Raw genomic sequence first — 23,931 nt, 5'->3', positions numbered from 1 at the left:
GCACGCAATGGAATAAAAGACGGGCTGCGGGCGTTTGTGCGGTTGTCATCGGATCGCCGATGGCAAGCCAACCACCCCAGGAGCTCTTTCATGTCGCCTTTTCGTGCCTCTTCCGCCGGCCTTGCCGCCATCCTGCTGAGCGGCGTGCTCGCCCTGCCGGCCCTCGCCCAGCCCAAGCCCGCCGACGGCGCGCTGGTCGGCCCCAACGGCATGACGCTGTACACCTTCGACAAGGACACGGCCGGCAATGGCAAGTCGGTGTGCAACGGCGCCTGCGCCACCAACTGGCCGCCGTTCATGGCCGCCGACAGCGACAAACCCGCGGGCGACTTCACCATCGTGACGCGCGACGACGGCAAGAAGCAATGGGCCGCCAAGGGCTGGCCGCTGTACTACTGGGCCAAGGACACCAAGCCGGGCGACAAGACCGGCGACGGCGTCAACGGCAGCTGGAAGACCGCCAAGCCCTGACGCACTGATTCCCATGGACGCCCGCCTGCTGGTCGAGCACATCCCGAGCCTGCGCCGCTACGCCCGGGCGCTGACCGGCAATGCGTGGGCGGCCGACGACCTGGTGCAGGACACGCTGGAGCGTGCCTGCGGCAAGTGGCGGCTGTGGGTGGTGGGCAGCGACCTGCGCGCGTGGCTCTTCACCGTCATGCACAACATCTTCGCAAGCCAGGTGCGGCGCGCGCCGCCGCCGCACGCCGTGGTGCCCCTCGACGACCTGCCGCACGAACTGCACGGCGGCGTCGACCCCGGACGCGGCCAGGACACCAGCCTCGACCTGCAGCGCTGCCTGATGCAGCTGCCCGACGAACAGCGTGCGGTGCTGCTGCTCGTGACGCTGGAAGACCTGTCGTATGCAGAAGTGTCCAAGGTGCTGGGCATCCCCGCCGGCACCGTGATGTCCCGCCTGTCGCGCGCCCGCGTGCGGCTCCAGGAGTTGATGGACGGCACCTCGGCGCCGGTCCGCCCCGGCCTGCGCCGCCTCAAATGAAACCCGCCGCATCATGAACCGCCCCGTACCGCCCCCCACCGACGACGAGCTGCACGCCTGGGTCGACGGCCAGCTGGCCCCGGACCGCCATGGCGCGGTCGAAGACGCCATCGCCCGCGACCCCGCCGTGGCCGTCAGGATCGCGTCCTGGCACACGCAGCGCGACGCCCTGCGCCGGCTGCACGGCGAGCTGCTCGATGCACCCGTCCCGGAGGCGCTGATGGGCGCGCTGAACCGCAACCAGCCCCGCCACGCCCAACGCGGCGCATGGATGCGCCTGGGCGGCATGGCGGCCGGCGTGCTGCTGGCCTTTGCCGCCGGCTGGCTGGGCAATGCGCAATGGTCCGCGCAGCGCGGCGGTGCGCAGCTGCAGCAGCAACTGGGTCGCGCACCGGCGCTGAAAGAGTTCGTGCATGACGCATCGATCGCGCATGCCGTCTACACGCCAGAGAAAAGACACCCGGTCGAAGTAACCGCCGCCGAGCAGCAGCACCTGGTGCAATGGCTGTCGAAACGCCTCGACCGGCCGCTGAAGGTGCCCGACTTCTCGGCCCAGGGCTACACCCTGGTCGGCGGCCGCCTGCTGCCCGGGGAGACCGGCGCGCGCGCCCAGTTCATGTTCGAAGACGCTGCCGGCGAGCGCGTGACGCTCTACATCGGCACCCTCGACGCGAATGCCGCCGGTGCCATCGCTGCCCGCGAGACAGCCTTCCGCTTCGCCTCCGAAGGCCCCGTACCCAGCTTCTACTGGGTCGACCAGGGCTTCGGCTACGCCATTGCCGGCAAGCTGCCGCATGACCTTTTGCTCAAACTCGCGACGCTGGCCTACCATGATCTGTCTTGATCAGCGCATAAACTGCCGGCTCGCGCAACCACCCCGGCCAGTCACCCGGCCTTGTTTTCGCGATTCATCAACTGAAGGAGAAACTGCATGAAATTGCTCAGCGCCTCGATCCTCGCAGCGGCACTGCTTGCCGGCTGCGGCAGCATGTCCCCGGCCGCGCCCGACACGCCCACCCGCACCGCCGACGGCATCCTGGTCGGCCCGAACGGCATGACGCTGTACACCTTCGCCAAGGACACGGCCGGCGCCGGCACCTCCGCCTGCAACGCCCAATGCGCCACCAACTGGCCCGCGCTCGGCGTGGCCGAAACCGCAAAGCCCATGGGCGGCTACACCATCATCATTCGCGAAGACGGCAAGCGCCAATGGGCCTACAAGGGCTGGCCGCTGTACTACTGGGCGAAGGACGCCAAGCCCGGCGACAAGACCGGCGACGGCGCCCTCAACGGCGCATGGAAAGTCGCCCGTCCCTGATTCCATCGGGACCTGACGCAAGACAACGCCGGCACCCGCTGGCGTTTTTTTTGTGCGCTTCGGCCGACGCGAAGGCCCCGGGCACCCACGGCAGAATCCCCGCATGATTCCTGACGCCAATCCCGACGCGTTCCTCGCCCTGCTGAGCCAGGGCCTCATCACCGACTCGCAGCACGAGGCTGTGCTCGCCCACCCCGAGACCTCTACCCTTCCCCCGCTTCCGAGCCCGGCCCACGCGCTCGCGTGGATGCGCGTGAAAGGCCTCGTCACCGAAGAAGAACAGGACGCGGCACTCGACCGGATCGAGGCCGCAACGCCACCGGACCCGAACGCAGAAGACGCGGCCGACACCGCCTTCGACGCGGACGACCTCATGGAATGCGCCGAGCGCGGAATCACGCACGAGGCAGTGCAGGCGCTCTACCGCGACGGCCTGATCGACGCGCAAACGCGCGACATCGCACTGCAGGAAACGCCGGTCGCGGGCGCCGTTCCCGCCGCGCCGGGCGCCACGCTCGCCTGGCTGGTGACGGACGGCCCGCTCGAGCGGGAGCACTTCGACGCCACCCGCGCGCAGGTTGCCGCCGAGCCTGCTTTTGCAATGGCGGCCGAACGCGCCCGCATCGTCGCCGAGGCCCAGGCATTGATCGAAGCCGAAGACCGGACCATCGCGGAATGGAAATCGCGCTCGCAGCGCCAAGGCCGCATCGGCGCCTGGAAGTTCATCCTCACGGTGCTCGTGATCGGCGGCGGCCTGGGCTGGTATCTGTTCGCACCCGACAGCGTGCCCGCCTGCGACGCCAGTTCCACGCGCAAGACGCTGAACAACATGCTGTTCCGCGTGACCCTGGACGTGCGCATGCGCACCTTCGACGCCGAGAAACGCGCCGACATCCGCACGCCCCTGCTCGGCGGCATCCGCGAAGTCGGCTACCGCAAGGACCAGCGCGTGCGCGGTTGCATCGCGACCCTGACCCGGGGCGACGACAAGGACACGATGGCCTTCACCATTGGCGCGACATCGCCCAAGAGCGACGACATGGTGGTGCGCGGCGCGGATGCGGACATCGTCGAGGCACGTTTCGGCCACCTGGACGCCAGCGGCAAACCGCTCTTCAACACCGAACCCATCGGCCGCGAGGCGATGGAAAAGGCTTTCCGCGAAGGCGCCGAGTCGCTGTCGGCCCGTTCACAGTCTCGCGCGCTGGCACGCATGCGTGCCCAGGAGCGCGCCGCTTCGGGGCTGTCGGACCTCGACCCGGACCGCACGCGCGAAATCGCCGACATCGAGCCCACGGGCCCGTGCCGGGCGCTCGACGGCGACCCGGGCCGGCAGGCCTGCCCGCTGGTCGTCGAATACAACGATCGCCTGCTGGGCGCCCTTGCCGGCAACGGCGGCACGTCGCTGCCGCTGACCGGCGAATTCACCTTCGTGCAGGACAACGGCACCTGGCGCGTGGGCGACGATTTCATGCAGGCGTTCATGCGCAAGGTGGTCGAGGCCCGCATGCGCAAGATCGGCGCCACCGATGTCGCCATGCCGGCCTTCCCGGCCCCGCCCAAGAAGCCATCCCCCTGAGAAGCAAGGCCCCGGACGGCAAAAATCACCAGCGGTGACAACTTCACGAAGAAGCCGCACCGGATGGTGACTTAGGGGAGCATGCCTCGCCGTGCGCCAGGGCACGCGGCAAGGCGCACGCGGTCGATCAGCCCTGCGACGTGTCGCGGCCGGCGCGCTTGCGCTCGTGTTCCTTCAGGAAACGCTTGCGCAGGCGAACGCTCTTGGGCGTGATTTCGACCAGCTCGTCGTCCTCGATGAATTCCACGCCGTATTCGAGCGTGAGTTCGATCGGGGGCGTGATCTTGATCGCGTCTTCCTTGCCGCTCACGCGGAAGTTGGTCAGCTGCTTGGTACGCGTGGCGTTCACCACCAGGTCGTTGTCGCGGCTGTGGATGCCGACGATCATGCCTTCGTACACCGGGTCGTTGGCACGCACGAACATGCGGCCGCGGTCGTCCAGCTTGCCCAGCGCGTAGGTGAAGATTTCACCGTCGTCCATCGAGATCAGCACGCCGTTCTTGCGGCCGCCGATGTCGCCCTTGTGCGGCTCGTAGCTGTCGAAGATGTTGCTGATGAGGCCCGAGCCGCGCGTCAGGTTCAGGAATTCGTTGGTGAAGCCGATCAGGCCACGCGCCGGAATGCGGTATTCCAGGCGCACGCGGCCACGGCCGTCCGGTTCCATGTTGACGAGCTCGCCCTTGCGCTCGCCCAGTGCCTGCATCACGCCGCCCTGGTGCTGTTCCTCGATGTCGGCCGTGACCAGCTCGATCGGCTCGTGCTTCTCGCCGTCGATGGTGCGGAACACCACGCGCGGCTTCGACACGGCCATTTCATAGCCTTCGCGGCGCATGTTTTCCAGCAGGATGGTCAGGTGCAGTTCGCCGCGGCCCATGACCTCGAACACGCCTTCCTCGTCGGTCTCGTTCACGCGCAGGGCCACGTTGTGCTGCAGTTCCTTCTGAAGGCGGTCCCAGATCTGGCGGCTGGTGACGTACTTGCCTTCGCGGCCGGCCAGCGGGCTGGTGTTCACGCAGAAGTTCATCGTCAGCGTGGGCTCGTCGACCTTCAGCATCGGCAGCGGTGCCGGGTTGGCCGGGTCGGTGATGGTCACGCCGATGCCGATGTCGGCAATGCCGTTGATCAGCACGATTTCGCCGGGGCCGGCTTCCGTGGCCTGCACGCGGTCCAGGCCCTGGAACGTCAGCACCTGGTTGACGCGGCCCTTGATGGACTTGCCGTCCGGGCCTTCCATGACCACGACGTCCGTCATAGGCTTGATCGTGCCCTGGCTGATGCGGCCCACGCCGATGCGGCCGACGAAGGTCGAGAAGTCGAGAGCCGAAATCTGCAGCTGCAGCGGCGCGGCGGGGTCACCCTTTTGCGACGGCACGTGCTTCAGGATGGTGTCGAACAGGGCCGACATGTCGGGGCCCCACTGCTCGCCGGGCGCGCCCTCTTCGAGCGACGACCAGCCGTTGATGCCCGAGGCATACACCACCGGGAAGTCGAGCTGTTCGTCGGTCGCGCCGAGCTTGTCGAACAGGTCGAAGGCGGCGTTGACCACCTTGTCGGGGTTGGCGCCGGGCTTGTCGACCTTGTTCACCACCAGGATGGGCTTCAGGCCGAGGGCCAGCGCCTTCTTGGTCACGAAGCGCGTCTGCGGCATCGGGCCTTCCTGGGCGTCGATCAGCAGCACCACGCCGTCGACCATCGACAGCGCGCGTTCCACCTCGCCGCCGAAGTCCGCGTGGCCCGGGGTGTCGACGATGTTGATGTGCGTGCCCTGCCAGGTCACGGCGCAGTTCTTGGCCAGGATGGTGATGCCGCGTTCTTTTTCGATCGCGTTGTTGTCCATCACCGTGTCGACCACCTTCTCGTGCTCGGCGAAGGTGCCCGACTGGCGCAGCAGCTGGTCGACCATGGTGGTCTTGCCATGGTCCACGTGGGCAATGATGGCGATATTGCGAATTTGCTTGGTACTCATGGTGTCGCTTCGGTCTGTTGTGCGTTCAAAAGAATTTGCTGGATTTCGATGGGGTTCAGCAAGCGCCCCGGAATCAGTTCGCCGCCGGTGACATGGGCGGTTCCGAGAAAGGCGGCAGGCTCGGCGCCGAAAACGGCCACCTCGCCCGCATCGGCCCAGCTGCCACGGCGGCGCAGGCCCGAAAGAAAGCGTGCAGCATCTTCCGCGCCAAGCGTGACGCGGCTGTGGCCGTCCACCAGCGCCTCGGCGGGCAGGAGCCGCGCCAGCCGCTCGTCTTCGTCCATGGCCTCCAGCGCCTCGAGCGTGACGCACTGCGCCTCGACGAAATCGCCGGTGGCGACGCGGCGCAGCGAAGTCAGGTGCGCGCCGCAACCCAGTGCCTCGCCGATGTCCTCGCCGAGGGTGCGGATGTAGGTGCCCTTGCTGACGGTGGCACGGATGCGGATGAGGTTGTCGCCCACCGCGCCGGCCATGCCGATGTCGAGCTTGTGGATCACCACGTCGCGCGGCGCCCGCTCCACTTCGACGCCCTCGCGGGCGTATTCGTACAGCGCCTTGCCGTCCTTCTTGAGCGCGCTGTGCATCGGCGGCACCTGCCGGATCGGGCCGGTGAACTGCGCCTGGACGCGCGCCAGGTCTTCCGGCGTGACGTGCACGGGCCGCTCGGCGATGACTTCGCCCTCGGCGTCGCCGGTCGCGGTTTTCACGCCCAGGCGGGCCGTGGCCTCGTAGGTCTTGTCAGCGTCCAGGTGGAGCTGGCTGAATTTGGTGGCCGCGCCAAAGCACAGCGGCAGGACGCCCGTCGCGAGCGGATCGAGCGTGCCGGTGTGGCCCGCTTTTTCCGCGCGCAGCAACCACTTGGCCTTCTGCAAGGCCTGGTTGCTGGAGAGTCCCAGCGGCTTGTCGAGCAACAACACCCCATGCACAGGGCGCCGCTGCACCCGTGTGCGTGGCGCGTTCATGGCTAGTCGTCTTTCGAGCGCGAAGCGACGGCCTGCGCGATGAGCGCGTTCATGTCGGCCGCACGCTCGGTGGTGCGGTCGAACAGGAAGTGCAGCGTGGGCACGGTGTGGATATGCAGGCGCTTGAACAGGCCGTTGCGCAGGAAGCCCGCGGCCTGGTTCAACGCTTCGGTGGTCTCGGTCACGTCGCCCGTGAGCATGCTGAAGAAGACCTTCGCATGCGCATAGTCGGGCGTCACCTCGACCGCCTGGATCGTGACCATGCCCACGCGCGGGTCCTTCAACTCGCGCGCGATCAGTTCCGTCAGATCACGCTGGATCTGGTCGGCGACCTTGAACGCGCGGTTGGGGGCGGCGGCTTTTCTTTTCGGCATGGACTCTCTCGCGTCGAACGCTTACAGCGTCCGGGCGATTTCCTTGATCTCGAAGAATTCGAGCTGATCGCCCTCTTTGATGTCGTTGTAGTTCTTGAGCTTGATACCGCACTCAAAACCTTCGCGGACTTCACGCACATCGTCCTTGAGACGCTTGAGCGAGTCGATTTCGCCGGTGTAGACCACCACGTTGTCGCGCAGCAGGCGGAAATGCGCACTGCGGTTGACCGAGCCCGAGGTGATGTACGAACCTGCGACGGTACCGATCTTCGAGGCCACGAACACCGTGCGGATCTCGGCCGAGCCGATGATTTCCTCGCGGCGCTCCGGTGCCAGCATGCCCGACATCGCGACCTTGATCTCGTCCACGGCGTCGTAAATGATGCTGTAGTAGTTCAGCTGGATGCCATTGCCTTCGGCCAGCTTGCGCGCACCGGCATCGGCGCGCACGTTGAAGCCGATGACGACCGCCTTCGAGGCGATGGCCAGGTTGATGTCGCTTTCGCTGATGCCACCCACGCCGGCATACACGATCTGCACCTTGACCTCGTCGGTCGCCAGCTTGAGCAGCGACTGGGCCAATGCTTCCTGCGAGCCCTGCACGTCGGCCTTGATGATGATGCGCAGCGTCTGCACTTCGCCGGCCGACAGGTCGGTGAACATGTTCTGCAGGTTCGCGGCTTGCGCCTTCGCCAGCTTGGTGTTGCGGAACTTGCCGGCACGGTAGGTCGCGATTTCGCGCGCACGGCGCTCGTCGCTCATCACCATGAACTCGTCACCCGCCTGCGGCACTTCGGTCAGACCCTGGATTTCGACCGGGATCGACGGGCCGGCGGCCTTGGTCGACTTGCCGTCTTCGTCCAGCATGGCGCGCACGCGGCCATAGGTGGAGCCGGCCAGCACCACGTCGCCGGTCTTGAGCGTGCCGGACTGAACCAGCACGGTGGCGACCGGACCGCGGCCCTTGTCGAGCTGGGCTTCGATGACGAGGCCCTTGGCGGCGGCATCCACCGGCGCCTTGAGTTCCAGCACTTCGGCCTGCAGCAGCACCTGCTCGAGCAGGTCGTCGATGCCCTGGCCGGTCTTGGCCGACACGCCGACGAACGGAACGTCGCCGCCGTACTCTTCGGGCACGACCTCCTCTGCCACCAGTTCCTGCTTGACGCGGTCCAGGTTGGCATCGGGCTTGTCGATCTTGTTGATCGCGACCACGATCGGCACACCCGCCGCCTTCGCGTGCTTGATGGCTTCCTTGGTCTGGGGCATGACGCCGTCGTCGGCCGCCACCACCAGAATCACGATGTCGGTGGCCTGCGCACCGCGGGCACGCATGGCCGTGAAGGCCTCGTGACCCGGGGTGTCGAGGAACGACACCATGCCGCGTTCGGTCTGCACGTGGTACGCGCCGATGTGCTGCGTGATGCCGCCGGCTTCGCCCGCGGCGACCTTGGCGCGGCGGATGTAGTCCAGCAGCGAGGTCTTGCCGTGGTCGACGTGACCCATGACGGTCACGACCGGTGCGCGCGGCAGGGCTTCCGCCGTTTGCGCCGACACGTCCTCGTCGGTGAAGGCTTCGGGATCGTCCAGCGCGGCAACCACCGCGTTGTGGCCCATTTCCTCCACCAGGATCATTGCGGTGTCCTGGTCGAGCGACTGGTTGATGGTCGCCATCTGGCCGAGCTTCATCAGCTGCTTGATGACTTCCTGCGCCTTCACGGCCATCTTGTGGGCGAGTTCCGCCACGGTGATGGTTTCGGGCACGTGCACTTCGAGAATGCGCGCCTCGACCGGTGCGGCCGGTGCATGCTGCTCGTCGTGACCGCCGCGGTCGTTGCCACGGCGACCACGCGGGCCTCCGCGCCAGTTGCCGCGACCGACACCGCCGCTGGCATCGCCGCGGGTCTTGATTTCCTTCTTCTTGGCAGGATCGCCGGCCCAGCTCGAGGAGAGCTTGGCGGACTTGACTTCCTTGCCGGCACCGGCTGCTGCGCCGGGTGCAGCCGCAGCGCCGGGCGCGGCAGGCGCGCCGGGGCGGGCCGCAGGCGTGGCCGGCTTGTGCAGCGTGCCCTTGACCGCGGCCTTTTCGGGCTGCGGCTTCTCGGGCGCCTTGTGTGGCACCAGCACGCGGGCCGGTGCGTTCATCATGGCGCGAATGGCTTCGGCTTCGGCCAGGGCCTTGCGGCGGCGCTCGTCGAGGTCCTTGGCGCGAGCGGCTTCTTCGTCGGCACGGGCCTTCGATTCGGCGGCGGCCTTGGCCTTCGCGTCTTCCTTGGCTTGCGCGGCGGCGTTCTGCGCAGCGAGCTTGGTGTCGGCAGCCTGCTGCTCGGCGGCGGCTGCCGCGGCGGCCGCCGCCGTCACTGCGGGAGCAGGTGCGGGCGCAGCAGGCTTGGCGGGGGTGCTCTTGGCGGCGGCGGCGAGAGCGGCTGCCTCGGCGGCGGCCTTCTTCTCGGCGGCGGCGCGCGCAGCTTCCTGCTCGGCCTTCTCGGCGCGCTCGGCCTTCTCGGCCTGTTCGCGTTCGCGGGCTTCGGCTTCTTCGCGCAGGCGGCGCTTCTCTGCCAGTTCTTCTTCCTGGCGGCGGATCAGTTCGGCCTGGCGGCGCGCCTCTTCCTCGCGGCGGGCCAGTTCGGCCTCGTCGACGCGGGGAGCGGAGGGTGCCGCGGCGGGCGCTTCAGCCGCCTGTGGCGCAGCCTCGGGCGAAGCCGGATGGCCGTCGTCGCGCTGGATGAAGGTGCGCTTCTTGCGCACCTCGACCTGGATGGTGCGGGCGCGGCCGGTGGCGTCGGCCTGCTTGATCTCGCTGGTCGACTTCTTGGTCAGCGTGATCTTCTTGCGCTCGGGCTCGACAGTGCCGTGGCTGGCCTTGAGGTGGCCAAGCAGGCGCTGCTTGTCAGCCTCGGTGAGCGCATCGGTGACGGCCGCTTTGGGCACGCCTGCGCTCTTGAGCTGGTCAAGCAGGGTTTCGGGAGTCTTCTTGAGCTCGTTCGCGAACTCGGCGACAGTGGTACTGGACATATTGGTTTCGTGCCTCCATGACCGTCACTCTTGGCCGGCGAACCAATGTTCGCGGGCTTTCAAGATGAGGGCTTTGGCGTCATCGGCGCTTTGGCCGGTGATCTCGGTGAGTTCATCGACCGCGAGGTCGGCAAGATCGTCACGGGTGTTCACACCCGCTGCGATCAGCTTGGGAATCAGCTCGGGGTCGAGCCCTTCGAGGTCGTGCAGGTTCTGAGACACCTGCGACTGGGCCTCGACGCCCTCTTCCTTGGCGATTTCCATGGTCAGCAGCGCATCCTTGGCACGCGCGCGCAGCTCGTTGATGGTGTCTTCGTCGAATGCCTCGATCTCCAGCATTTCGGAAATCGGCACGTACGCGACTTCCTCGAGGCTGTTGAAGCCTTCGGAGATGAGGATGTCGGCGATTTCCTCGTCGACGTCGAGCTTCTCCATGAAGAGCTTGCGGCTGGCATCGGTCTCGGTCGCCTGCTTCTGGGCCGACTCGTTGGCGTCCATGATGTTGATCTTCCAGCCGGTGAGGTCGGAAGCCAGGCGCACGTTCTGGCCGCCGCGGCCGATGGCGATGGCGAGGTTTTCCTCGTCGACCACCACGTCCATGGCGTGCTTTTCTTCGTCCACCACGATCGACGACACGTTGGCGGGAGCCAGCGCACCGATCACGAACTGGGCCGGGTCTTCGCTCCACAGCACGATGTCGACACGCTCGCCGGCGAGCTCGTTGGTCACGGCGTTCACGCGGGTGCCGCGCACGCCGACGCAGGTGCCGATCGGGTCGACACGCTTGTCGTGCGAGAGCACGGCGATCTTGGCGCGCGAACCGGGGTCGCGGGCGCAGCTCTTGATTTCGAGCAGGCCCTGTTCGATCTCGGGCACTTCCTGGCGGAACAGCTCGACCATGAACTCGGGAGCGGAGCGCGACAGAATGATCGGCGCGCCGCGCAGCGTCAGGTCGACTTCCATGATCATGGCGCGCACGCGGTCGCCATTGCGCAGGTTTTCCTTGGCGATCATCTCGCTGCGGCGCAGGCGGCCTTCGACACGGCCGGCCTCGACGATGATGTCGCCCTTGTCCAGGCGCTTGACGGTGCCCACGAAGATCTTGTCGCCGCGCGACATGAAGTCGTTGAGCAGCATCTCGCGCTCGGCATCGCGGATCTTCTGCAGGATGACCTGCTTGGCGGCCATGGCACCGATACGGCCGATCGGCACCGACTCGACCGCTTCCTCGATGTACTCGCCGACCTCGATGTCCGACATTTCTTCCTTGGCTTCGAAAAGCAGGATTTCCTGGTCGGGCAGTTGCAGGCCGGCTTCGTCCGGGACGACGTGCCAGCGGCGGAAGGTTTCATAGTCGCCGCTGTCGCGGTCGACCGAGACGCGGATGTCCACGTCGCCCTGATGGAGCTTCTTGGTGGCTTGCGCCAGCGCGGACTCGACCGCGCCGAAGACGACGTCACGCTCGACGTTCTTCTCGCGCGAGATCGCATCCACCAACATCAACATTTCGCGATTCATGCCACCACTCCTCTGTCATTCCGGAACTTGCGTTCCGTCGTCAATATCCGAAAAACCCGGTTGGGTTTTGGCCTTGCGGCCCTTGAAATCCACAATGGGCGCGAGCCGCGCCTCGCGCAGCTCGTCCAGCACGAAGCCCAGCGCATGCAACGGTGCAGGCGCGCGCTTCTTGCTCACTTTTTGACCCGGCTTGGGTTCCGGCGCCTCGCTCCAGACGATTTGCCAGCCCGGGGCTGCGTCAGCCCCCTCTGCCACTGCAGCACGCTCCAGCGTGCCGCGAAACTTCTTGCGGTTGGCCGACACCTGGCCCGCCGCGGCGGCGCCCATGGGCGCCTTGAGCGTGATGTCGATCACCTCGCCCACGAAACGTTCGAAATCCTGCTCATTGCGCAGCGGACGGTCGATACCCGGCGAGGACACCTCGAGCCGCTTGTAATCGACACCATCGACCTCCAGCGCGAACTGCAGCTGGCGGGTCACCTTCTCGCAGTCTTCCACCGTCACGAAGGGCTCGGGCACGCCGGCAGCCACAGCTTCGGAGGTGGGGGCCGTCCAGGGCAAATCAATCGTCACGCGCAGCAATCCCCCGGCGGAGCGCTCGATCTCTACCAGGTCGTAGCCCAGACCGGCTACGGTTTGTTCGACTATTTGCTGCAATGCCACGTGTTCGAAAAAGCCTTTTTAAGAATCGGTTTCCGTGTCACCCGCCCGCCGTGGGTGCCACCTGCATGAATAAAGCCAAAAGCTCGAGAATGCATAGACCAAAAAAAACGGGCGGTTGGTACCCGCCCGTTTGGTCGTGAGCCTCGAATTATATGCTATTCACGTGATAAATGAAGGGCCTCGACCACTCAAACTGCCACCAGACGCCGAGATTTGGACCAGACCACCGCAAATAAGACCGATCCGAGCGCCAGGGCAGCCGCCGCGACCAGCAACGGCAGCTCGAAAGAACCGGTGCGCTGCGCGAGCGGCGCCGCGAAGAGCGGCCCGACGATCTGCCCCACCCCATAAGACGCCGTGGCATAGCCGATCAGCCCTGCCGCCGCGTTTCCGCGCAGCCGCCGTGCTTCCCGCACCGCGAAAAGGGTGATGGCGGTAAATGGCATGCCCAGCAGCAAGCTGCCGAAGGCGAACCCGACGATCGTCGGCCAGACGACCGACAGCACCACGCCGAGCGCCTGCAACGCGTAAGCCACCGCCAGCAGCAGCCGGTTGTCCCAATGCGTCGGCGCGCGGGCACCGATCAGTGCCCCTGGGATGACGGCCAGCCCGAACAGCGGCCAGAAATAGTCCGGCCACGACGAACCGGGCAGTGCCTGGCGCGCGATCACCGGCAGGAAAGTGGCCGTGATGATGTAGCCGAAGCCCGCCAGCCCGTAGAGCGACACCAGCCAGATCGCATCGCTGCGATCCATACCCGTCGCCGTCGCGCGCGAATCAGCAACCAACGCGGCGCCTTTGGACAACGCCAGCCGCCCGTCGTCGAAAACCCGCCAGATCACCGCGATCAGCACGAAAGCCAGCAGGCCCAGCCCGATCCACCCGGCCTCGGAGCCCCACCGTCCGAGCGCGCCGCCCAGCAAGCCGGTCATCGCGATCCCGATGCCCGGGCCGGTGTAGATCACGCCGCCCAAGGTGGGCGCATTGGTCTCGGCCAGCCTTCGCAACCCCCAGCCCGACGCGAAGACGAAAACCCACGCGCTCATCACCCCCGCGGTCCAGCGCAGCACGCCCCAACTGGTGAAACTGTGCAACAGACCCATGCCGATCAGCAGCAGCGCCGTGGCGACCAGCCCGCCGCGCACCATGGTCGACGCCTTGACGCCGATGGCCGCGCAAGTGACCGCGCCCAGGAAATAGCCCAGGTAATTGAGCGACGCCAACACCCCGCCGGCCGCCAGCTCCAGCTTTCCCTCGTGAAGCATGATGGGCAGCATGGGCGTGAAGGCAAAGCGTCCCAGGCCCATTGCCACCGCGAGGGTGACCATGCAGGCCAGCGCCGCGCGCCAGGCCTCGCGCCGGTCGCGTCCGGTTTCCGACATTTCTTGCTTGCTCCGTTTATTCCAGCAGCGCGGCGGCCACCAGTTTTTTTGTATAGGGATGCTCGGGCTCGTCGAGCACGCGCTCGACAGGCCAGTTTTCCAGAATGGCCCCGTCCTTCATCACGATGACCTGATGGGCCATGGCCCGGATCACCTCCACGTCGTGCGTGATCAGCAGGTAGCTCAGCCCCCGCTCGCGCTGCAGCCGCTGCAGCAGGCCCAGCACCTGCTTCTGGATCGTCACGTCGAGCGCGCTGGTCGGCTCGTCGAGCACCAGCAGCTGCGGATCGACGATCAGCGCCCGCGCAATGGCCAGCCGCTGCCGCTGCCCGCCCGAGAACTCATGCGGATAGCGGTCGAGCAGCGACGGAAACTGCGATTCGGTCAGCCCCACGTCGGCCAGCGCGGCGAGCGCACGGGTCCGGCGCGCCTCGGCGTCGAGTTCGGGCGCATGCACGCGCAGCCCCTCGCCCACGATCTGCTCCACCGTCATGCGGGGCGACAGCGACGAGAACGGGTCCTGGAACACGACCTGCATCACCCGGCGCAAGCGCAGGTCGGACGCGCGGTCGACCGCCCAGTCCTTGCCGGCAATCTTCAGCGCTCCCTGGTGCTTCAGCAGGCCCAGCGCCGCCAGCGCGAGCGTCGACTTGCCCGAGCCCGACTCGCCGACCACGCCCAGCGTCTCGCCCGGCACGATGCGGAAATCCGCACCCTGCACCGCCACGAACTCGCCCTTGCTGAACCAGCCGCCGATGCCGGGCTTGGGCACCGGATAGATCACGCGCAGCGCCTTGGCCTCAAGCACCGGCACGGCGCCAGGGCTGGCCGCAACCGCGGCGACGTCGCGCGTCGGATGGCTGTCGATCAGCTTGCGGGTATAGGGGTGCTGCGGCGCATCGAACACCGGGGCCACGGCGCCGTGCTCGACGATGTGCCCGTTCTCCATGACGACCACGCGGTCGGCGAAGCGGCGCACCAGGTTCAGGTCGTGCGTGATCAGCAGCACGGCCATGCCGTATTTGCGCTGCAGATCGGCGAGCAACTCCAGGATCTGCGCGCGCACCGTCACGTCGAGTGCCGTGGTCGGTTCGTCGGCCAGCAGCAGGCGGGGCTTGCAGGCGAGCGCCATCGCGATCATCGCGCGCTGACGCTGGCCGCCCGAAAGCTGGTGCGGAAACGCCCTCGCCCGCCGCGCCGGCTCGGGAATGCCGGTGTCGGCCAGCAACTGCACTGCCGCCGCCTGCGCGGCGCGGGCCGACAACGCTTCGTGCAGCTCGAGCACCTCGGCGATCTGGTCGCCCACGCTGTAGAGCGCGTTGAGCGCTGTCATCGGCTCCTGGAAGATCATCGCGATCTCCTTGCCGCGGATGCCGCGCAGCTCGCGCTCCGGAATCGACAGCAGGTCGCGCGGCGCTTGCTCGCGCTGCGGGCCGAAGAGCCGCGCCTCGCCGGCCACGTCGGCGTTTTGCACCAGCCGCAGCAGCGACAGCGCGGTGACGGTCTTGCCCGATCCCGACTCGCCGACGAGCGCCAGCTTTTCACCCGTGGCGATCTGGAAGTCGATGCCGTGCACCACTTCCTTGCCGCCGAACGCGACGCGCAGGCCCTTCACGTCGATCAGGGGCTGGCCGGTTTTGGTGTTGTTGTTCTCGCTCATCACTTGTCAGCCTTGCGCGGGTCGAGCGCGTCGCGCAGCGCGTCGCCCATGAAAGTCAGCAGCATCAGCGTGACGACCAGCACGCCGAAGGTGGAAATGGAAATCCACCAGGCGTCGATGTTGGCCTTGCCCTGGCTCAGCAACTCGCCGAGCGACGGCGTGCCCGGCGGCACCCCGAGGCCGAGGAAATCGAGCGATGTCAGCGCCAGGATGGCCGCGCTCATGCGGAACGGCAGGAAGGTAACGACCGGCACCATGCTGTTGGGCAGGATGTGGCGCCACATGATCTGCAGGTTGCTCACGCCCAGGGCGCGCGCGGCACGCACGTAGTCCATCTGGCGGTTGCGCAGGAATTCGGCGCGTACATAGTCGGCCAGCCCCATCCAGCCGAACAGGCTCAGCAGGATGAGCAGCAGCGCCACGCTGGGCGCGAAGATCGCGCTGAAGATGATCAGCAGGTAGAGCTCCGGCATCGAGCTCCAGATTTCGATGAAGCGCTGGAACGCGAGGTCGGTCTTGCCCGCGAAATAGCCCTGCACCGCCCCCGCCGCCACCCCCAGCACCGTGCCGATGGCCGTGAGCGCCAGGCCGAACAACACGCTCACGCGAAAACCGTAGATCAACTGCGCGAGCAGGTCGCGGCCGCGGTCGTCGGTGCCGAAGATGTTGTCGGCCGTCGGGGCTGCCGGACTGGGCGCCTTGGCAAAGTAGTTGAGCGTCTTCGGGCCGTACGGGTTGGGCGCGTAGATGGCCCAGTTGTCGCCCTTGGTGATCCGGTCGCGGATGTAGGGATCGAGGTAGTCGGCGGGCGTCTCGAAGTCGCCGCCGAAAGTCTTCTCGGAGTAGTCGCGCAACACCGGGAAATAAGTGCGGCCTTCGTACCGCAGCACCAGCGGCTTGTCGGTCGACAGCACCTCGGCGAACAGGCTGAGCACCACCATGATGGTGAAGAGCACCAGGCTCCAGAAACCGAGCCGGTTGCGCTTGAAGCGAAGCCAGGCGCGGCGGCCGGGCGAGATATGGGTTGAAGAACTACTCACTGCCGAGCCCATTCCAGAAGCACCGAGGAACCGGCTCCGCCGGGCCTCAGGTGTTGCCCCCGGTAGGGGGAAGGCGAAGCGACACGAAGTGCGCGCAGCCTGGGGGCGAGCCAGTGCTCATTCGAATTTGACACGCGGGTCCACCCATACGTAGCAGAGATCGGAAATCAGCTTCGTCACCAAGCCGATCAGCGTGAAGAGGTACAGCGTGCCCAGCACCACCGGATAGTCGCGCCGGATCACGCTCTCGTAGCCCAGCAGGCCCAGTCCGTCGAGCGAGAACAGGGTCTCGATGAGCAGCGAGCCCGCGAAGAAGGCGCCGATGAACGCCGACGGCAGGCCCGTGATGATCGGGATCAGCGCATTGCGGAACACATGCTTCCAGAGCACCTGCCGCTCGCCCAGGCCCTTGGCCCGCGCGGTCAGCACATATTGCTTGCGGATTTCCTCGAGGAAAGCGTTCTTGGTGAGCATCGCGGTCACCGCGAAACTGCCGAGCACCATGGCCGTCACCGGAAGTGTGATGTGCCACAGGTAGTCGACGATGCGCGCTCCCCAGCCGAGCTCGTCCCAGTTGGCCGAGGTCAGCCCGCGCAGCGGGAACCACTGCAACTGCCCGCCGAAGATCACCAGCAGCGCCACCCCGAGCACGAAACCCGGAATGGCATAGCCGATCAGCACGATCAGCGTGCTGATCAGGTCGAAGCGCGTGCCCGCCCTCACCGCCTTGGCAACGCCCAGCGGCACCGCCACGCCATAGCTGATGAAGAAGGTCCACAGGCCCAGGCTGATCGACACCGGCAGCTTCTCGAGGATCAGCGTCCAGACATCCTTGTTCTGGAAGAAGCTCTTGCCCAGGTCGAAGCGCGCGAACTGCCCGAGCATCTGCCACAGGCGCTCGTGCGGCGGCTTGTCGAAGCCATAGAGCGCCTTGATCTGCTCCAGGCGCTTGGGGTCCACCCCCTGGTTGCCCCGGTAGCTGCCGCCACCCGATTCGAAACCGCCGCCTCCGCCGCCGCGCCCCGCCGTCTTGGCTTCGGCCAGGTACTGCTCGACCGGCCCGCCGGGCACGAACTGGATGACCAGGAAAGTGACGAGCAGGACACCGAGCAGGGTCGGAATGAACAACAGCAATCGCTTGAGGACATAGGAGAGCACTGGCTGTTTCCTTCTCTTCTACTTGTTCGATTGCTTCTGCGGCTGCCTGGCCCACCAGGTGCCCATGACCCAGTCTTCACCGCCGGCATAGGGCGGCATCGGAGACTTGAACGCCAGGCGCCAGTCGTCGTAGACGATGCGGTGCGAGGTCAGCGTCCACTGGGGGATCAGGTAGTGGCTGTGCATGATGACGCGGTCCAGCGCGCGGCAGGCAGGCATCAGCTCGGCCTTGGTGTCGGCATCGACGATGTCCTTGAGCAGGGCATCGACCGCCGGGGTCGAAACGCCCATGTAGTTGCCCGAGCTTTCCGTCCTGGCTGCCTTGCTGCCGAAGATTTCGAGCAATGACTGGCCCGGGTTGTTGGTGCCAGGGAAGTTGATGGTGGTGATGTCGAACTCGAAGCGGTCGAGCCGCTCCTGGTAGAGCGCGAAATCGACCGTCGCGAAGTTCAGCGTGATGCCGAGCTTCTCGAGGTTGCGGACCCACGGCGACACCGTGCGCACGCCGCCTTCCTTGCTGTCGAGGTACTCGAGCGTCATGGCGTCGCCCTTGGCGTTGCGCAGCGCGCCGTCGCGGTATTCCCAGCCGGCTTCCTTCAGCAGATCCCGTGCGCGGCGCAGGTTGTTGCGCAGCGAGTGGCCCTCGCCCTCCGTGGTGGGCGGCGTGTACATCGGCCCGAAGCTCGCGTCCGGGATCTTGCCGCGCCAGGGTTCGAGCAGGGCTTTTTCTTTCGGGGACGGCAGGCCCTGGGCCTCGCAGTCGGTGTTGCCGAACAGGTCTTTCACGCGCGGATAGCCGCCGTAGAACATCTGCCGGTTCATCCATTCGTAGTCGAGCGCCAGGCCCAGCGCCTCGCGCACGCGCGGGTCCTTGAGCTTCTCGCGGCGGCTGTTGAGCACGAAGCTCTGGAAGCCCGCGGGCTTCCTGTGCTGGAACTCGCGCTTGACCAGTTCCCCGGTGTTGAAGCGCTTGCCGTTGACCCGCCGCGCCCAGTCGCCGGCCGAGTAGAAGCTCATCATGTCGAACTCGCCCGCCTTCAGCGCCTCGAGCCGGGCCGTGTTGTCCTTGTAGATCTTCACGGTGATGCGGTCGAAATTGTGCGAGCCGCGATTCACGGGCAGGTCGCGTCCCCAGTAGCCGGGGTCGCGCACGTAGGTGATGTCCTTGCCGAAGCGCACCGGACCGATCTTGTAGGCGCCGCTGCCGATGGGGATGTCCATCACCACCTTGTCGAAGGGCTTGGCCTTGCCGTTCTCCACGCCCCACGCGCGGCTGAACACCGGCAGGCTGCCGACGATCAGCGGCAGCTCGCGGTTCGGCGTCTTGAAGCGGTAACGGATGGTGCGCGCGTCGATCACGTCGGCGCCATCGACTTCCTGCAGCAGGGTCTTGTAGCCGGGCGAGGTGTAGGGGCCGATCAGCGTGTCGTAGCTGTGCTTCACATCGGCCGCCTCGACCGGCATGCCGTTGTGGAACCGGGCCTCGGGCCGCAGGCGGAAGGTCACGCTGCGGCGGTCGGGCGCCACGGTGACGTCTTCGGCCAGCAGGCCGTAGCCGGACGCGGTTTCGTCCATCGAGCCGGCCAGCAGCGTGTCGAACAGAAGGCTGTCGAGGTAGGCCGGCGCCGAGCCCTTGATGGTGAACGGGTTGTACTTGTCGAAGGTGGAAACGCGCAGGTTGCTCACCAGCCGCAGTTCGCCGCCCTTGGGCGCCGCCGGATCGACATAGTCGAAGGCCTTGAAATCGGGCGCGTACTTCAGGTCGTCCCAGAGTGCATATCCATGCGCAGCCCAAGCGGGAACCGCACACACCATCAACGACCAGGCCCAGAGAAACCGCATGCGAGAATTCTGCCCAAGATTTTCACGAGGCAACTTCATGGGCTTTCTTTCCGGCAAGAAACTGCTGATCACTGGTGTATTGAGCAATCGCTCCATTGCTTATGGCATTGCCAAGGCCTGTCATGAACAGGGCGCGGAGCTCGCCTTCAGCTACGTCGGCGAGCGATTCAAGGACCGTATCACCGAATATGCCGCAGACTTCGGCTCGAAACTCATTTTCGACTGCGATGTGGGCGACGACGCGCAAATCGACAAGCTCTTCGCCGATCTGGCGCAGACCTGGCCAAAGTTCGATGGCTTCGTGCACAGCATCGGCTTCGCGCCGCGCGAGTCCATCGCTGGCGACTTCCTCGACGGGCTCTCGCGCGAAGGCTTCAAGATCGCGCACGACATCAGTGCCTACAGCTTCCCGGCCATGGCCAAGTCGGCCCTGCCCTACCTCAACGACAAGTCGGCCCTGCTCACGCTGACCTACCTGGGCGCCGAACGCGCGCTGCCCAACTACAACACCATGGGCCTGGCCAAGGCCTCGCTCGAAGCGTCGGTGCGCTACACGGCCGCCTCGCTCGGCCCGAAGGGCATGCGGGTCAACGGCATCAGCGCCGGCCCGATCAAGACGCTGGCCGCCAGCGGCATCAAGGGCTTCGGCAAGATGCTCGCGGCCGTGGCCGACGCCTCCCCGATCCGCCGCAACGTGACGATCGAGGAAGTCGGCAACGTGGCCGCCTTCCTGCTGAGCGACCTGGCCAGCGGCGTGACCGCCGAGATCACCTATGTGGACGGCGGCTTCAGCAACGTGGTCGGCGGGATGGCTGAGTAAATCCGGCCATCAAGACCCGGCACGGCCGCCAGCTGGCCGTGCTTAGCTATTCATTTCATAGCATCGTGCTGAATCGACGCTCCCTCCTGCTTGCCGCTTTCGGCCTCGCTGCCGCGCCCGCCGCGTTCGCGCGCGCGACGGCGCCTTCGCTGATGCTGGCCGACGTCTACCGCCCCGGCATGTCGCTGAATGACTACTGGGTGAGCGAGAAGTACGACGGCGTGCGCGGCTACTGGGACGGCAAGCAGCTCTGGACTCGCGGCGGCGAGCGGATCGCGGCGCCCGCGTGGTTCACCGCCGCACTGCCCGCGCAGCCGCTCGACGGCGAACTGTGGGCAGGACGAGGCCGCTTCTCGCACGCCGTGGCAACGGCGCGCAGCCAGACGCCCAACGACGTCGCATGGCACGAGATGCGCTTCATGGTGTTCGACCTGCCCAACCAGTCCGGCGACTTCACGGCGAGGCTGGGCGCACTGCGCAAGCTGCTGCCCATCACCGACGCACCGTGGGTCGTGGCCGTTCCGCAGGAGCGCGCGACCACGCACGCAGAGCTGCAGTCGCTGCTCGACAAGACGGTGAAGATGGGTGGCGAGGGGCTGATGCTCCACCGCGGCAGTTCGCAGTACCGTGGCGAGCGCAACAACGATCTGCTGAAGGTCAAGCCCTACGAAGACGCCGAAGCCCGCGTGGTCGAGCACGTGCCCGGCAAAGGCAGGCACGCCGGGAGGCTGGGCGCGCTGCTGGTCGAGACGGCCGACGGCAAGCGCTTCAAGCTCGGCACCGGGTTGACCGACGCCGAGCGTGAGAATCCGCCCGCCATCGGCAGCTGGGTGACCTACCGCTACAACGGCACCACCACGACGGGCCTGCCCCGCTTTGCCCGCTTCATGCGGGTGCGCGAAGGCTAGGCCGGCCCTGGCTTATTTCACCTGCTTGACGCAGTCGGCGTAATAGCGCTTCTTGCCAGTCTCGTCGACGCGCGCCACCAGGCCGTGGATGTCGGTCTCGAAGCCCGGGCACTGCAGGTTGAACTCGCGCGAGAACTTCAGGTAGTCGACGATCTTCTTGTTGAACACTTCGCCCGGGATCAGCAGCGGAATGCCCGGCGGGTACGGCGTGATCAGGCTGGTGGTGATGCGCCCTTCGAGCTCGTCGATCTCCACGCGCTCGGTCTTGCGGTGGGCAATGTGGGCGAAGGCGTCGCTCGGCTTCATGGCCGGCGTCAGGTCGCTCAGGTACATCTCGGTCGTGAGGCGTGCCACGTCGTAGCGCGCGTACAGCTGGTGGATGTGCTGGCACAGGTCGCGCAAGCCGAGGCGCTCGTAGCCGGGATGCTGCTGGCAGAACTCCGGCAGGATGCGCCACATCGGCTGGTTGCGCGCGTAGTCGTCCTTGAACTGCTGCAGCGCCGTGAGCAGCGTGTTCCAGCGGCCCTTGGTGATGCCGATGGTGAACATGATGAAGAAGCTGTACAGCCCGGTCTTCTCCACGATCACGCCGTGCTCCGCCAGGAACTTGGTGACCACGCTGGCGGGTATGCCGGTCTCTGCGAAGTTGCCTTCCAGGTCGAGGCCGGGAGTCACGATGGTCGACTTGATCGGGTCGAGCATGTTGAAGCCGTCGGCCAGCTCGCCGAAACCGTGCCAGTTGCGCGGCGACTTCTTGCCCTTGGCCTTGGACGGGCCGTTCTTCTCGCCGTGCATGATCCAGTCCTCGGCGCGGCCGATGCCCTCGTCGACGAGCTTCTCGGGGCCCCAGACCTTGAACCACCACTCGTCCTTGCCGAATTCTTCCTCGACCTTGCGCATGGCGCGGCGGAAGTCCAGCGCCTCCAGGATGCTCTCTTCCACCAGCGCGGTGCCGCCGGGCGGCTCCATCATGGCGGCGGCCACGTCGCAGCTCGCGATGATCGCGTACTGCGGGCTGGTCGACGAGTGCATCAGGTAGGCCTCGTTGAAGAGGTCGCGGTCGAGCTGGCGGTTCTGCGAGTCCTGCACCAGTACGTGGCTGGCCTGGCTGATGCCCGCGAGCAGCTTGTGGGTGGACTGGGTGGCAAACACCAGCGATTCCTTCGGGCGCACGCGGCGCTTGCCCATCGCGTGGTAGGCGCCGTAGAACGGGTGGAAGGCGGCATGCGGCAGCCAGGCTTCGTCGAAGTGCAGCGTGTCGACGTAGCCGTCGAGCATGTTCTTGATGGTCTCGGTGTTGTAGATCACGCCGTCGTAGGTCGACTGCGTGAGCGTCATCACGCGCGGCTTGACCTTGTCGGGGTCCACGTCGGCCAGCAGCGGGTTGGCCTTGATCTTGGCCTTGATGGCGCTCTGCTCGAACTCGCTCTTGGGAATGGGACCGATGATGCCGAAGTGGTTGCGCGTGGGCTTCATGAACACCGGAATCGCGCCGGTCATGATGATCGCGTGCAGGATCGACTTGTGGCAGTTGCGGTCGACCACCACCACATCGTCCGGCGCCACCGTGTGGTGCCACACCATCTTGTTGCTGGTGCTGGTGCCGTTGGTGACGAAGAAGCAGTGGTCGGCGTTGAAGATGCGCGCCGCATTGCGCTCGCTGGCCGCCACCGGGCCGGTGTGGTCGAGCAGCTGGCCCAGTTCCTCCACGGCGTTGCAGACGTCAGCGCGCAGCATGTTCTCGCCGAAGAACTGGTGGAACATCTGGCCCACCGGGCTCTTCAGGAACGCCACGCCGCCCGAATGGCCCGGGCAGTGCCATGAGTAGGAGCCGTCTTCCGCATAGTCGATCAGCGCCTTGAAGAACGGCGGCTGCACGCCTTCGAGGTAGCTCTTGGCCTCGCGGATGATGTGGCGCGCCACGAATTCGGGGGTGTCCTCGAACATGTGGATGAAGCCGTGCAGCTCGCGCAGGATGTCGTTCGGGATGTGGCGCGAGGTCTTGGTCTCGCCGTAGATGTAGATCGGCACATCCGCGTTCTTGCGGCGCACTTCGCCGATGAAGTTGCGCAGGCTCAGCACGGCCGGATCGAGGTCGGGGCCGACGGTGAATTCCTCGTCGTCGATCGACAGGATGAAGGCGCTGGCGCGGCTTTGCTGCTGGGCGAACTGGCTCAGGTCGCCGTAGCTCGTGACGCCCAGCACCTCGAAGCCCTCCGTCTCGATGGCTTGCGCGAGCGCGCGGATGCCGAGGCCCGAAGTGTTTTCGGAGCGGAAGTCCTCGTCGATGATGACGATGGGAAAGCGGAATTTCATGAGCGGGGCTCCGGGTCAGGCAATGAGACGAGGCGCGAAGTGTACGGAATTCAGATGAAGAATCCGGTCAGCTTGCCGCAAGCCATTCGCCGGAGGCAGGCATGTACCGCGCCGGCCCGGCGCCAGTACCCCTACGCGGGGCAAGCGCTTGGGGGCAATGCCGCAGAATGGCGCGCATCGAACAAGCAAGAAGAGGAGTCGACAACATGGCGAATTCCACCGTCTGGTGGCTGATCGCGGGGGCAGCCATCGTGGCCGAGCTGCTTTCGGGCACGGTCTACCTGCTGTTGCTGGCCGCTGGCTTCGCCGGCGCGGCAATCTCGGCACACCTGGGCTTCGACATCGTCACGCAATTGATCGTGGCCTCGGTGATCGGCGTGGGGGCCGTGCTGGCCTGGTATTCCATTCAACGC

20 protein-coding genes are annotated in these 23,931 nt (G+C 66.3%); 8 read left to right on the top strand and 12 right to left on the bottom strand.

Features of this window, described 5'->3' with window-relative positions:
* Window positions 1-90: 90 nt before the first annotated feature.
* The 5 genes from AC1RVW_RS21600 (at window position 91) to AC1RVW_RS21580 (ending at window position 3,897) form a co-directional block, all read left to right on the top strand.
* Window positions 91-471, top strand: coding sequence for a COG4315 family predicted lipoprotein (locus AC1RVW_RS21600; protein ID WP_493202398.1), 381 nt, complete (start codon window positions 91-93; stop codon window positions 469-471).
* 13 nt (window positions 472-484) lie between these two features.
* Window positions 485-1,000: an RNA polymerase sigma factor gene (locus tag AC1RVW_RS21595; RefSeq protein WP_493202396.1), complete on the top strand. Its 516-nt coding sequence runs from the start codon at window positions 485-487 to the stop codon at window positions 998-1,000.
* Between the two features lie 13 nt (window positions 1,001-1,013).
* Window positions 1,014-1,844: an anti-sigma factor family protein gene (locus tag AC1RVW_RS21590; RefSeq protein WP_493202394.1), complete on the top strand. Its 831-nt coding sequence runs from the start codon at window positions 1,014-1,016 to the stop codon at window positions 1,842-1,844.
* Window positions 1,845-1,931: 87 nt separating this feature from the next.
* On the top strand, window positions 1,932-2,318 hold the full coding sequence (locus tag AC1RVW_RS21585) for a COG4315 family predicted lipoprotein (protein WP_081270556.1): 387 nt from the start codon (window positions 1,932-1,934) through the stop codon (window positions 2,316-2,318).
* A 103-nt stretch (window positions 2,319-2,421) separates the two neighbouring features.
* Entirely contained in the window at window positions 2,422-3,897 is a 1,476-nt protein-coding gene (locus AC1RVW_RS21580; protein WP_493202391.1) for a hypothetical protein, read from the top strand.
* A gap of 127 nt (window positions 3,898-4,024) precedes the next feature.
* On the opposite strand, the gene typA is transcribed toward AC1RVW_RS21580, so the two are convergent.
* The 11 genes from typA to AC1RVW_RS21525 all read right to left on the bottom strand — a co-directional run bounded on the left by typA (window position 4,025) and on the right by AC1RVW_RS21525 (window position 19,474).
* A complete protein-coding gene (typA, locus tag AC1RVW_RS21575; protein ID WP_081270554.1) occupies window positions 4,025-5,863 on the bottom strand; it encodes a translational GTPase TypA in 1,839 nt (612 codons plus the stop codon).
* Window positions 5,860-6,825: a tRNA pseudouridine(55) synthase TruB gene (gene truB / locus AC1RVW_RS21570; protein ID WP_493202389.1), complete on the bottom strand. Its 966-nt coding sequence runs from the start codon at window positions 6,823-6,825 to the stop codon at window positions 5,860-5,862. The genes typA and truB overlap by 4 nt, the downstream gene beginning before the upstream one ends.
* Window positions 6,826-6,827: 2 nt before the next feature.
* Window positions 6,828-7,199 carry a 30S ribosome-binding factor RbfA gene (gene rbfA, locus AC1RVW_RS21565; protein ID WP_081270552.1) on the bottom strand — a complete coding sequence of 124 codons (372 nt, stop codon included), beginning with the start codon at window positions 7,197-7,199 and terminating at the stop codon, window positions 6,828-6,830.
* A gap of 21 nt (window positions 7,200-7,220) precedes the next feature.
* Window positions 7,221-10,211 (bottom strand): translation initiation factor IF-2, encoded by a 2,991-nt coding sequence (gene infB, locus AC1RVW_RS21560; protein WP_493202386.1) that lies wholly within the window; start codon window positions 10,209-10,211, stop codon window positions 7,221-7,223.
* A gap of 24 nt (window positions 10,212-10,235) precedes the next feature.
* On the bottom strand, window positions 10,236-11,729 hold the full coding sequence (nusA, locus tag AC1RVW_RS21555; RefSeq protein ID WP_081270551.1) for a transcription termination factor NusA: 1,494 nt from the start codon (window positions 11,727-11,729) through the stop codon (window positions 10,236-10,238).
* A 15-nt stretch (window positions 11,730-11,744) separates the two neighbouring features.
* On the bottom strand, window positions 11,745-12,392 hold the full coding sequence (gene rimP, locus AC1RVW_RS21550; protein WP_081270550.1) for a ribosome maturation factor RimP: 648 nt from the start codon (window positions 12,390-12,392) through the stop codon (window positions 11,745-11,747).
* A gap of 188 nt (window positions 12,393-12,580) precedes the next feature.
* Complete coding sequence (locus tag AC1RVW_RS21545) at window positions 12,581-13,774, bottom strand: YbfB/YjiJ family MFS transporter (RefSeq protein ID WP_493202383.1); 1,194 nt, start codon at window positions 13,772-13,774, stop codon at window positions 12,581-12,583.
* Window positions 13,775-13,790: 16 nt separating this feature from the next.
* Window positions 13,791-15,434 carry an ABC transporter ATP-binding protein gene (locus AC1RVW_RS21540; protein ID WP_493202381.1) on the bottom strand — a complete coding sequence of 548 codons (1,644 nt, stop codon included), beginning with the start codon at window positions 15,432-15,434 and terminating at the stop codon, window positions 13,791-13,793.
* Window positions 15,434-16,486, bottom strand: a complete 1,053-nt coding sequence (locus tag AC1RVW_RS21535; protein ID WP_081270547.1) for an ABC transporter permease — start codon at window positions 16,484-16,486, stop codon at window positions 15,434-15,436. Before AC1RVW_RS21535 ends, AC1RVW_RS21540 begins: the two co-directional genes overlap by 1 nt.
* A gap of 105 nt (window positions 16,487-16,591) precedes the next feature.
* A complete protein-coding gene (locus AC1RVW_RS21530) occupies window positions 16,592-17,632 on the bottom strand; it encodes a microcin C ABC transporter permease YejB (RefSeq protein ID WP_081270546.1) in 1,041 nt (346 codons plus the stop codon).
* 18 nt (window positions 17,633-17,650) lie between these two features.
* Window positions 17,651-19,474, bottom strand: a complete 1,824-nt coding sequence (locus tag AC1RVW_RS21525; RefSeq protein WP_493202378.1) for an extracellular solute-binding protein — start codon at window positions 19,472-19,474, stop codon at window positions 17,651-17,653.
* Window positions 19,475-19,511: 37 nt separating this feature from the next.
* On the opposite strand from AC1RVW_RS21525, the gene fabI reads away from it, so the two are divergent.
* Window positions 19,512-20,294, top strand: coding sequence for an enoyl-ACP reductase FabI (gene fabI / locus AC1RVW_RS21520; protein ID WP_130424770.1), 783 nt, complete (start codon window positions 19,512-19,514; stop codon window positions 20,292-20,294).
* A gap of 65 nt (window positions 20,295-20,359) precedes the next feature.
* Window positions 20,360-21,202 (top strand): DNA ligase, encoded by an 843-nt coding sequence (locus tag AC1RVW_RS21515; RefSeq protein WP_493202376.1) that lies wholly within the window; start codon window positions 20,360-20,362, stop codon window positions 21,200-21,202.
* A 12-nt stretch (window positions 21,203-21,214) separates the two neighbouring features.
* On the opposite strand, the gene AC1RVW_RS21510 is transcribed toward AC1RVW_RS21515, so the two are convergent.
* Window positions 21,215-23,518 (bottom strand): arginine/lysine/ornithine decarboxylase, encoded by a 2,304-nt coding sequence (locus AC1RVW_RS21510; RefSeq protein ID WP_081270542.1) that lies wholly within the window; start codon window positions 23,516-23,518, stop codon window positions 21,215-21,217.
* 206 nt (window positions 23,519-23,724) lie between these two features.
* On the opposite strand from AC1RVW_RS21510, the gene AC1RVW_RS21505 reads away from it, so the two are divergent.
* A partial coding sequence (locus tag AC1RVW_RS21505; protein ID WP_493202373.1) for an NfeD family protein occupies window positions 23,725-23,931 on the top strand: 207 nt, incomplete at its 3' end.

The sequence above is a fragment of the Variovorax sp. MPBD4-3 genome, from assembly GCF_058809745.1.
The sequence above is the reverse complement of the archived record's forward strand: the minus strand, read 5'-3'. Positions and strand labels throughout refer to the sequence as shown.

Bases quoted from the DNA above. Each gene is read 5' to 3' on its own strand.
- AC1RVW_RS21600 (WP_493202398.1), top strand. From the start codon at position 91: ATGTCGCCTTTTCGTGCCTCTTCCGCCGGCCTTGCCGCCATCCTGCTG.
- AC1RVW_RS21595 (WP_493202396.1), top strand. From the start codon at position 485: ATGGACGCCCGCCTGCTGGTCGAGCACATCCCGAGCCTGCGCCGCTAC.
- AC1RVW_RS21590 (WP_493202394.1), top strand. From the start codon at position 1,014: ATGAACCGCCCCGTACCGCCCCCCACCGACGACGAGCTGCACGCCTGG.
- AC1RVW_RS21585 (WP_081270556.1), top strand. From the start codon at position 1,932: ATGAAATTGCTCAGCGCCTCGATCCTCGCAGCGGCACTGCTTGCCGGC.
- AC1RVW_RS21580 (WP_493202391.1), top strand. From the start codon at position 2,422: ATGATTCCTGACGCCAATCCCGACGCGTTCCTCGCCCTGCTGAGCCAG.
- typA (WP_081270554.1), bottom strand. From the start codon at position 5,863: ATGAGTACCAAGCAAATTCGCAATATCGCCATCATTGCCCACGTGGAC.
- truB (WP_493202389.1), bottom strand. From the start codon at position 6,825: ATGAACGCGCCACGCACACGGGTGCAGCGGCGCCCTGTGCATGGGGTG.
- rbfA (WP_081270552.1), bottom strand. From the start codon at position 7,199: ATGCCGAAAAGAAAAGCCGCCGCCCCCAACCGCGCGTTCAAGGTCGCC.
- infB (WP_493202386.1), bottom strand. From the start codon at position 10,211: ATGTCCAGTACCACTGTCGCCGAGTTCGCGAACGAGCTCAAGAAGACT.
- nusA (WP_081270551.1), bottom strand. From the start codon at position 11,729: ATGAATCGCGAAATGTTGATGTTGGTGGATGCGATCTCGCGCGAGAAG.
- AC1RVW_RS21545 (WP_493202383.1), bottom strand. From the start codon at position 13,774: ATGTCGGAAACCGGACGCGACCGGCGCGAGGCCTGGCGCGCGGCGCTG.
- AC1RVW_RS21540 (WP_493202381.1), bottom strand. From the start codon at position 15,434: ATGAGCGAGAACAACAACACCAAAACCGGCCAGCCCCTGATCGACGTG.
- AC1RVW_RS21535 (WP_081270547.1), bottom strand. From the start codon at position 16,486: ATGGGCTCGGCAGTGAGTAGTTCTTCAACCCATATCTCGCCCGGCCGC.
- AC1RVW_RS21525 (WP_493202378.1), bottom strand. From the start codon at position 19,474: ATGCGGTTTCTCTGGGCCTGGTCGTTGATGGTGTGTGCGGTTCCCGCT.
- fabI (WP_130424770.1), top strand. From the start codon at position 19,512: ATGGGCTTTCTTTCCGGCAAGAAACTGCTGATCACTGGTGTATTGAGC.
- AC1RVW_RS21510 (WP_081270542.1), bottom strand. From the start codon at position 23,518: ATGAAATTCCGCTTTCCCATCGTCATCATCGACGAGGACTTCCGCTCC.